This is a genomic window from Halobacterium bonnevillei (genome assembly GCF_009831555.1).
Taxonomy (GTDB): domain Archaea; phylum Halobacteriota; class Halobacteria; order Halobacteriales; family Halobacteriaceae; genus Halobacterium; species Halobacterium bonnevillei.
Genome location: NZ_WUUU01000136.1, coordinates 1 through 8,375, shown reverse-complemented (window position 1 = coordinate 8,375; position 8,375 = coordinate 1). Strand labels below are relative to the sequence as shown.

10 protein-coding genes and 1 pseudogene are annotated in these 8,375 nt (G+C 68.1%); 4 read left to right on the top strand and 7 right to left on the bottom strand.

Annotation, left to right across the window (positions count from 1 at the left end):
- From GRX66_RS14045 to GRX66_RS14025, 5 genes are all read right to left on the bottom strand, one after another.
- The coding region (locus GRX66_RS14045) for an orotate phosphoribosyltransferase (RefSeq protein ID WP_394351535.1) at positions 1–278 on the bottom strand (278 nt) is incomplete at its 3' end.
- 42 nt (positions 279–320) lie between these two features.
- Entirely contained in the window at positions 321–1,022 is a 702-nt protein-coding gene (locus GRX66_RS14040; protein WP_159527120.1) for a GIDE domain-containing protein, read from the bottom strand.
- A gap of 115 nt (positions 1,023–1,137) precedes the next feature.
- The gene (locus GRX66_RS14035; RefSeq protein ID WP_159527119.1) at positions 1,138–1,512 is read right to left on the bottom strand and encodes a fluoride efflux transporter FluC; all 375 of its coding nucleotides are present in this window, start codon (positions 1,510–1,512) and stop codon (positions 1,138–1,140) included.
- Positions 1,509–1,871, bottom strand: a complete 363-nt coding sequence (locus GRX66_RS14030; protein WP_233745533.1) for a fluoride efflux transporter FluC — start codon at positions 1,869–1,871, stop codon at positions 1,509–1,511. Before GRX66_RS14030 ends, GRX66_RS14035 begins: the two co-directional genes overlap by 4 nt.
- Positions 1,872–2,124: 253 nt before the next feature.
- Positions 2,125–2,856, bottom strand: a complete 732-nt coding sequence (locus GRX66_RS14025) for a hypothetical protein (protein ID WP_201293031.1) — start codon at positions 2,854–2,856, stop codon at positions 2,125–2,127.
- Here GRX66_RS14025 and GRX66_RS14020 point away from each other — a divergent pair.
- Positions 2,855–3,334 carry a GNAT family N-acetyltransferase gene (locus GRX66_RS14020; RefSeq protein ID WP_159527117.1) on the top strand — a complete coding sequence of 160 codons (480 nt, stop codon included), beginning with the start codon at positions 2,855–2,857 and terminating at the stop codon, positions 3,332–3,334. The two genes, GRX66_RS14025 and GRX66_RS14020, sit on opposite strands and share 2 nt — an antisense overlap.
- On the opposite strand, the gene GRX66_RS14015 is transcribed toward GRX66_RS14020, so the two are convergent.
- On the bottom strand, positions 3,335–3,880 hold the full coding sequence (locus GRX66_RS14015) for a CDP-2,3-bis-(O-geranylgeranyl)-sn-glycerol synthase (RefSeq protein ID WP_159527116.1): 546 nt from the start codon (positions 3,878–3,880) through the stop codon (positions 3,335–3,337). It lies immediately after the preceding gene.
- A gap of 203 nt (positions 3,881–4,083) precedes the next feature.
- Here GRX66_RS14015 and GRX66_RS14010 point away from each other — a divergent pair, with 203 nt between their 5' ends.
- Together GRX66_RS14010 and GRX66_RS14005 are read left to right on the top strand one after the other, a co-directional pair.
- Positions 4,084–4,923, top strand: coding sequence for a proline dehydrogenase family protein (locus GRX66_RS14010; protein WP_159527115.1), 840 nt, complete (start codon positions 4,084–4,086; stop codon positions 4,921–4,923).
- Between the two features lie 87 nt (positions 4,924–5,010).
- A complete protein-coding gene (locus tag GRX66_RS14005; protein ID WP_159527114.1) occupies positions 5,011–5,604 on the top strand; it encodes a DUF502 domain-containing protein in 594 nt (197 codons plus the stop codon).
- A gap of 98 nt (positions 5,605–5,702) precedes the next feature.
- Here GRX66_RS14005 and GRX66_RS14000 read toward each other — a convergent pair whose 3' ends face one another.
- The gene (locus GRX66_RS14000; RefSeq protein WP_159527113.1) at positions 5,703–6,629 is read right to left on the bottom strand and encodes a branched-chain amino acid transaminase; all 927 of its coding nucleotides are present in this window, start codon (positions 6,627–6,629) and stop codon (positions 5,703–5,705) included.
- A 142-nt stretch (positions 6,630–6,771) separates the two neighbouring features.
- Between GRX66_RS14000 and arcD the strand changes: the two are divergent.
- Positions 6,772–8,213 (top strand): annotated as a pseudogene (gene arcD / locus GRX66_RS13995) (arginine/ornithine antiporter ArcD).
- Positions 8,214–8,375: the final 162 nt, after the last annotated feature.

The window sequence follows — 8,375 nt, the reverse complement described above, 5'->3', positions numbered from 1 at the left end:
CTTGGTCTGGTTTGCGCGCGATGACCGTACGGGACGTCCGCTTGGACGGCCGTCGCGGCGGCCAGCGGGACGCCGCCGAGCGCCACGCCGCCGAGTTTGGTGTCGGCGTCGACGCGCTCGGCGAACGCCTCGGCGATGGCGCGCAGGCAGTCGGGGTCGGTCTCGAAGAGGTACTTGTCCACGTAGTAGTTCGACGTGCCGCCGTGCGAGAGTTCGAACTCCCCGAACTTGACGGCGTCCGCGTCCCGCAGCAATCGGACGAGGTCGTCGGTCGACATTGATTGAGTGGGCGTGCCCGCCCAGTATAAGGAATCCGGTCGTCAGGCGGACGCGGCGATGAAGCCCGCGACGCCGACGAAGACGCCGCCGAAGACGACGGCGCCGGCGCCCTTGGCGAGGAGTCGGAGGACGGCTCGCCCGCCACTGGTGTCGGCGATGCGGAAGTTGACCTCCTCGCCGTCCCCGACGTGGAACGCCTCGTCGGCGAGCACGCCGTCGCCGTCCTTGCGGTGGTAGCCGTACACGTGGACCGTTTCGCCGGCGTCGAGTCGCCCCTCCAATCGCTTCGTGCGCGTGCTCGAACTGTAGTCCGTGTCGCTCATGGAGATGTCCGCGCCCTCGGGGTCGACCGGGACCGTGCCCGTGTCGTCCTCGACGACGAACGGGACGCGGTCCGACCCTCGTTCGACGGTGCGCCAGTCGGGCGTATCGTCGTCGTCACCCACGTCGTTTTGGCGTTGTTTCGTTCGGTACTCGTGCGCGAGACAGGCCTCCTGGCTGTACGGCGCGACGATGGTGTCGTCGAGGGGGTTTGCGGTTCCCGTGACCTCGACGACGCCGCTCTCGTAGCGGGCGTCGGCGGCGTCGACGGGTTCGTGGCGCCACATCGCGTAGCCGTCCCGGAAGTTGACTGCGCCCCACCAGAGCGCGACGACGCCGCCGCCGCCGAACAAGGCGACCGCAATCAGTTCTCCCTGTTCGAGGCCGAACGCGACGGCGGCGAGCACGTCAGTAAGTGGCATACGGTGGTGTCACTGAATTGGAACGTAATAAGCCTAGCCCGCCAGACATGTGAATCCGGGCGAGCGTTCGGCGAGCGCCCGGGACTGAAAGGGCGTTGACGACGCTCGAACGGCCTCAGACCACCAGCCCGGCGATCACTGCGGCGGCGCCGATGCCGGACAACGCCCCGAGGAGGTTCGCGGCCGCGTACCAGCCCGCGAGGAGTCGGTCGCCGGCCTCCCAGAGCCGGACGGTGTCCACTGAGAACGACGAGAACGTCGTGTACGACCCACAGGCACCGGTACCAATCGCGAGGAGGGCGGCGTCGCCCGCGCCCAGGACGGTAACGAGCCCGAGCGCGAAACTGCCGACGACGTTCACCGCGAACGTCCCATACGTGAACCGCCGCCCCTGAGTCACGCCCTTGAGAAACCTGCTCGTGGCGTACCTGAGGACCGCGCCGACCGAAGCGCCCGCACCGACCAGGTACACGGGGTCCGCGGACGTCATTCGCGTACCCCCGCGACGCGGCGGACGATGCGCCGGCCGAAGAGCACTGCGGCGAACCCGACGGCGTAGTTCGCGGCCACGTTCGCGACACCCAGCAGTGGTGCCGCCTGGACGGTCTCCAGGGCGAACGTGCTGTACGTCGTCAGTGAACCGAGGAATCCCGTCGCGGCCAGGTACCACGTCTCTTCGGAGAGCACGCCGACGAGTTCGGCCTCGTAGGAGAGGACCCCGAGCGCGAGACAGCCGAGGACGTTCGCGGTGAACGTGCCGCCGAGCCCCGGCACGACGAGCGAGAGGAAGTGCCGGAGGTTCGCGCCCGCGAACCCGCCGACAGCGACGAGCACGACGACGTTACGCATCCGGGGTCGCTGCGCGGCGGTTCGTGACATGTCGGCTCAATTCGGCCGACGCGGCGGGCCGGTAAAAAGGATGTCTGTGCGAGGTGTCGGGTGTTTGCGGCGGTGACTCGCCGGCGAGCCGTCTCTTCCGGCGAGTCGTGGTGTCGGCGAGCCGTGGCGTGTCGTCGAGCTATTGCGTCAGCGAACTATTGCGTGCAGTCGAGCCGTTGCGTGCAGTCGAGCCGTTGCGTGCAGTCGAGCAGCGGCGACGGCGTCACTCCTCGGCTGCGCCGAGTTGCCAGAGCGCGCGATAGAGCGTCCACGTGTCGCAGTCGAAGCGGTCGGTCAGCGACCGGCACGCCTCGAGGGAGTCGGCGTACGCGGACGGCGTCAGCGAGTCGGGATACGCCCGCGACAAGACGCCGGCGTCGCGCAGGACCGTCCACTCGCGTTCGCCGACGGGGACGTAGTCGTCGGGGGCCGCGAAGAACAGGAACGCGGACGCGACCCGGACGTCGACGCCGTCCAGGTCAGTCAGGCGAGACACGGCAACTTCGGGGGCATCTGCCGCGAGCGCGTCGGCGAGCGCCGTCCGAATCGCGGACTCGTCGTTGTCGCCGAACGCGTCCTCGTGGGCACGGCGCTCGGTCTCGGGGTACGCGCCGAGGTGCCGGCGGAACGTCCAGCGGACGACCCACTCGGCGTCACGGTAGCCGAACTCGCCCGACTGGAAGGCGTCGGGCAGCATCCCCAGGTGGTCGCGTTCGACGGCGTACAGCGGGGCGTTGTCGCGGTACTCGTTGGCCTTCGCTTCGACGACCGCCCGAGTGAGTTCCATCGCGTGCTCGTAGGACGCCCGCGAATGTGAATCCTGCAGTCGCAGCGTCGCGAACGCTCGGTGAAAGCCCAGGTGGCCCACGCCGCCAGCGACCGGCGACGACTGACCGGCCACCGGCGGCGAGCGCGGGGAAAGCGACTTCTCCCCGTCTGGCGAACGAACCGCCATGCACGTCCGCGAAGCCCGCCCGAGTGACGCCGACGCCGTCCGTCGCGTCGCCGAGGCGGCCTGGCACGACGCCCACGACCCGATCGTCGGGCCGGACGCCGTCGAAGACTTCCTCGCGAAGTACTACGACCCGGACGACCTCCGGGACCGGTACCGGACCGGCGACGGCACGACGTTCGTCGCCATCGCGGACGGCGACCTCGTCGGGTACGCCAGCGGTGTGCCGTCGAGTGACGGCTACACGCTCGGGGCGGTGTACGTCCACCCCGACAGCCAGGGTCGTGGCGTCGGCAGTCGGTTGCTGGAGCGCGTCGAGGGCGACGCGCGCGACGCGGGCTACGATGCTGTCGACCTCGTCGTGATGGCGGACAACGACGACGCGACGGGCTTCTACGAGTCCAGGGGGTTCGAGCGCGTCGACGGCCACTACGACGAGTTCCTCGACGTCGACGGGTACGTCTACGAGAAGGAGGTGTGACTACCAGGGCTCGTCCTTGAGGCCGAGGAGGTAGGCGATGGCGTTGGTGAGGACGTGCAGGAGCGGGGTGATGACGAGGATGGCGACGACGACGTCGAGGGTGAAGGTGTCGGCGAACCAGGCAGGGGCGGCGACGGCGGTGAGCGCGAGGGCGACGACGACGAAGTCGAGCTGGTCGACGAGGGGGAAGGCGGCGCCGCGCTGCCGGCCGGTGCGGCGTTTGAGGAAGGACGCGAGGATGTCCCCGAGCATCGCGCCGAACGCGAGCGCGACCATGGCGGCGGGCGGGAACGTGGGGAGAGCGACGCCGAGGAAGTCGGTGGCGCCGGGGTTGATGGCGTTGAGGACGGCAGCGAGTGCGATGCCGGCGAGGGTGCCGGCGAGGGTGCCGCGCCAGGTTTTGCCGTCGCCGAGGAGGCGTTTGTCGCCCCAGGTGCGGCCGCCGTCGATGGGGCGGCCGCCGCCGGCGACCACCGCGACGTTGTTGGGGACGTAGGCGGGGAGCATCACCCAGACTGCGATTGCGACCGTCGCTGCCAGAGACATGGCGTGGAGTGGACACGGCCCGGGCAAAAACCCGGGGGTTCTGCGGTGTCGGCTGTCGGGTATCGATGGACGGCGCGTGCGTCCCGCCAGAGCGGCCCGGGATGCCGCGTCTGGTCGGCAACCGCACAGGAATCCGGTGCTACGGCCGGCGGGAGACCATGGAAGGCGACCCGTTTAAGGAACGTGACGCCAGAGTCAGACGTATGATACCGCCCATCGCGAACAACTTCGTCGCGGGTGAGTCGCCGGCGGAGGCGCTCGAGCACGTCGAGGACCTCAACGAGCGCGGCGTGAGCGCGATTCTGAACCTGCTCGGCGAGCACTACGAGGAGCGCCCGCCCGCCGACGAGGACGCCGCGGCCTACGAGAACCTCGTTCGGGACATCGACCAGAGCGGGCTGGACGCCTGTATCTCGGTGAAGCCGTCCCAGATCGGGCTGGACGTCGGCGACGACGTGTTCGCGGAGAACCTCACGGACATCGCGGCCGCCGCCGACGAGCACGACGTGTTCACGTGGGTGGACATGGAGGACCACGAGACGACGGACGCCACGCTGGACGTCTACGAGGACCTGACGACGGAGTACGGGGGCGGCGTGGGCGTCTGCGTCCAGGCGAATCTGAAGCGCACGGAGGAGGACCTCGAACGACTCGCCGACCTCCCGGGGAAGGTCCGCCTCGTGAAGGGCGCGTACGACGAACCGAAGGCGGTCGCGTACAAGGACAAGGCGCGCGTGAACGAGGCGTACCGCAACTACCTGCGGTACATGTTCCGGGAGTTCGACGACGGCGTCGCGGTTGGCAGCCACGACCCGGAGATGATCAGCCTCGCCCGCGACCTGCACGAGGAGTTCGGGACGGACTACGAGGTGCAGATGCTGATGGGGGTGCGCGACGACGCGCAGTACGAACTCGCGGCCGACGGCGTGGAGGTCTGGCAGTACATCCCGTACGGGAACAAGTGGTTCTCGTACTTCTACCGGCGCGCGATGGAGCGCAAGGAGAACATGCTGTTCGCGCTGCGGGCCGTGCTCGGTCGGTAGGCTGACAGTAGCATGGGCGACGCGGCGGCCCGCTGGAGCGCGCGTTGCCTCGAAATCCATATACGTCGGCGTTCAAATGCTAACGGTATGGCCTCGTGGAAGCGGGACTTCGGGAGCGGACTCATCGTCCTCGCGCCGATTCTCGTCACGTTCTACGTCATCTACTGGATCTACGCGCGGATCGTGTCGATCGCGGTCCTCGAACAGACGATCTCGAACCCGGTGGCGCGCGTCGTCTTCCTGCTGTTGCTGTTCGTGCTGGTGGTGTTCGCCGTCGGGTACATGATGCGGACGGCCATCGGGAGCATCATCGAGGGCGTCATCGACGACCTCATCAACAAGTTACCGGGGTTGCGCATCATTTACAACGCCTCGAAGATGGCCGTGGAGACGGTGCTCTCGGGGAGTACCGACGAGTTCCAGAAGCCCGTGAAGCTCGAGCCGTTGCCGGGAATGCGGTTGACCGCGTTCAAGACCGGGAAGACGACCGATGACGGCCGAGAAGTCGTGTTCATGCCGACGTCCCCGAACATCACGTCCGGGTACGTGTTAGAGATGGAACCCGAGGACATCACGGAGACCGACGAGAGCGTGGAGGACGCGCTGACGCGCGTGCTCTCCGCCGGCTTCGGGGAGAACGACCGGAAGATTCCCGGGGAAATCGTCGAAAGCGAGGACTGAGCGAGCAGGCAACTCGGGGCGCGACGACGGGAGCAGTAATCACAGTCTCGGTTCGATTCTCGTCCGTCGGCCGTCAGCCGAGTCCAGTGGCGGTTCGTTCAGACGTAGTGGAACCACTCTTCGCGGTCGCCGGCCTCGACGAGGTCGAAGAACGCCGACTGGAGTTCCTCGGTGATGGGGCCGCGGCCGCCGTTCCCGATTTCGACGTTGTCGACCTGCCGGATGGGCGTGACTTCCGCGGCGCTGCCGGTGAAGAACAGTTCGTCGGCGGTGTTGAGTTCGCCGCGGGAGATGGACGAGTTGTCGTGGACGGTGTAGCCGCGTTCCTCGGCGAGCGAGATGACGGTGTCGCGGGTGATGCCGTCGAGGATTGACTCCGAGAGCCCGGGCGTGTAGAGTTCGCCGTCGCGCACCAGGAAGAGGTTCTCGCCGGGACCTTCCGCGACGTTGCCCTCCTTGTTGAGGACGATTGCTTCGACGAAGCCGTTGCGGCGGGCTTCCTCGCCGGCGAGCATGCTGTTGACGTAGAGGCCGGTGGTCTTGGCGTTCGTGGGAATCTGGCTGGAGGCGTGCTTGCGCCACGACGAGACCATGACTTCGACGCCGTTCTCGAGGGCGTCCTCGCCGAGGTACGCGCCCCACGGCCACGCGGCGATTGTGACGTCAGTCGGGCAGTCGCCCGGGGAGACACCCAGCGAATCGTAGCCGTAGTACGCGATCGGGCGGATGTAGCCTGACGCGAGGTCCTGCCGGTCCAGGAGTTCGACGGTCGCCTCCGTGAGTTCCTCGCGGTCGAAGGGGATGTCGAGGTCGTACGGCTTGCAGGATTCGTAGAGGCGGTCGAGGTGTTCCTCCCACCGGAAGATGGCGGGGCCGTTGTCGGTGTCGTACGCGCGGACGCCCTCGAAGACGCCGCTGCCGTAGTGGAGCGCGTGCGAGAGGACGTGAACCTGAGCGTCCTCCCAGTCAACGAAGTCGCCGTTCATCCAGATCGTGTCGACGTCCATCTCGTCGAAGCTAGCCATACTCGGAGGAAGGAACGGCCGCGTGATAAAACCACGAGTGACGGTACGGGCAGCTTTTGCCACCTGTTTCGAGAACCGGTACGAATGTCCTATAATAATCTAACCGAGGTGCTTAATTACCGTAGAGAATTACAACGAGGGGATGAGCGACTACACTGCCCTCACGTACGAGGACATCGACGAGGCGAAGCGACCGAGCCTCGTCGCAGCGCTCGTACCGGTCGCCGCGGTCGTCGTCGCGCTCGGCGTCGGCTCCGGCTACCTCGGCCTCGCGCCACACGCACCGCTGCTCTGGAGCATCGCGTTCACCGGCCTGTTCGCCCGCTACCACCTCGGCTACGACTGGGACGGCGTCTACGACGCCGCCGCCAGCGGCCTCCGCATGGGACTGCAGGCGATTCTCATCCTGTTCGTCATCTACGGCCTCATCGCCACGTGGACCAGCGCCGGCACCATCCCCGGCCTGATGTACTACGGCCTCGGCGCGCTCTCACCGACCGTCTTCCTGCCCGCTACGGCCGTGCTGTCGGCCGTCGTCGCGTTCGCCATCGGGTCGTCGTGGACCACCGTCGGCACGCTCGGCGTCGCGTTCATCGGCATCGGGAACGGCCTCGGCGTCTCCGCGGCGATGACCGGCGGCGCCATCGTCTCCGGCGCATACGCCGGCGACAAGCAGAGCCCGCTGTCCGACACCACGAACCTCGCCGCCGCCGTCACCAACTCCGGGCTCTACGCCCACATCAACGCGATGCGCACCGGCACCGCAATCGCCTTCGGCCTCTCCGTGCTCGCGTACGCGGCGCTCGGCGTGTGGGCGGTCGCGGACGCCGGCGCCAACGTCGCCGCCATCAGCGAACCGCTCGCGAACTCGTACGCGCTCGGCCCGCTCGTCTTCCTGCCGCTGGTCGTCACGTTCGGCCTCGCAGTCCGCGGCTACCCGCCGCTCCCGTCGCTGGTCGCCGGCATCTTCGCCGGCGCGTTCACGACGATTCTCGCGCAGGGCGCGACGTTCACCACCGCGTGGGACGTCTTCCTGAACGGCACCAGCCCCGAGACGGGCAGCGAACTCGTCAATGGCCTGCTCTCGACGGGCGGCATCGCGGGGTCCGCGTGGACCATCTCCGTCGTCGTCGCCGCGCTCGCGCTCGGCGGCCTGCTCGAGCGCACCGCATCCTCGCGACGCTCGCGCACCACCTCACGAGCGCCGTCTGGTCGCCCGGGTCGCTGGTCGCCGGCACCGGCCTCTCCGCGATGGTGACCAACGCATTCTCCGCCCAGCAGTACATGAGCATCGTCGTCCCCGGGATGAGCCTCCGCAGCCTCTACGAGGAGTACGGCCTCGACGAGACGGACCTCTCGCGCGCCGTCGAGGCCGCCGGCACACCGACCGGGCCGCTGTTCCCGTGGCACGCCGGCGCCGTCTACATGGCGGGCGTTCTCCAGTTCTCGACGTCCTGGGAGTTCGTGCCGTTCTACTTCTTCGGCTTCCTCTCCCCGCTGGTCCTGTTCGCGATGGCGCTGTCCGGCCACGGCTACGACCAGACCCGCGACAGCGCCGACGCGGCCGTCGTCGCCGACGACTAGCCGTTCGCGTCGACGGTGCGAGTGGTCAGCGACGCCACCGCGAGTTCCCGTCCGTCGTCGCGCTCGACCCCGACGGATTCCGTCCCGGCGTCCTCGACGTACGAGACGAACGCGATCGTCTCCCCGGCCACCACCTGCCGGAAGTCGGCCGGCTCGGCAGCC

What these genes read in the sequence shown, in the direction of transcription:
- GRX66_RS14030 (WP_233745533.1), bottom strand. Translation starts at nt 1,871, where the DNA reads ATGCGTAACGTCGTCGTGCTCGTCGCTGTCGGCGGGTTCGCGGGCGCG.
- GRX66_RS14015 (WP_159527116.1), bottom strand. Translation starts at nt 3,880, where the DNA reads ATGTCTCTGGCAGCGACGGTCGCAATCGCAGTCTGGGTGATGCTCCCC.
- GRX66_RS14035 (WP_159527119.1), bottom strand. Translation starts at nt 1,512, where the DNA reads ATGACGTCCGCGGACCCCGTGTACCTGGTCGGTGCGGGCGCTTCGGTC.
- GRX66_RS14040 (WP_159527120.1), bottom strand. Translation starts at nt 1,022, where the DNA reads ATGCCACTTACTGACGTGCTCGCCGCCGTCGCGTTCGGCCTCGAACAG.
- GRX66_RS14025 (WP_201293031.1), bottom strand. Translation starts at nt 2,856, where the DNA reads ATGGCGGTTCGTTCGCCAGACGGGGAGAAGTCGCTTTCCCCGCGCTCG.
- GRX66_RS14005 (WP_159527114.1), top strand. Translation starts at nt 5,011, where the DNA reads ATGGCCTCGTGGAAGCGGGACTTCGGGAGCGGACTCATCGTCCTCGCG.
- GRX66_RS14010 (WP_159527115.1), top strand. Translation starts at nt 4,084, where the DNA reads ATGATACCGCCCATCGCGAACAACTTCGTCGCGGGTGAGTCGCCGGCG.
- GRX66_RS14000 (WP_159527113.1), bottom strand. Translation starts at nt 6,629, where the DNA reads ATGGCTAGCTTCGACGAGATGGACGTCGACACGATCTGGATGAACGGC.
- GRX66_RS14020 (WP_159527117.1), top strand. Translation starts at nt 2,855, where the DNA reads ATGCACGTCCGCGAAGCCCGCCCGAGTGACGCCGACGCCGTCCGTCGC.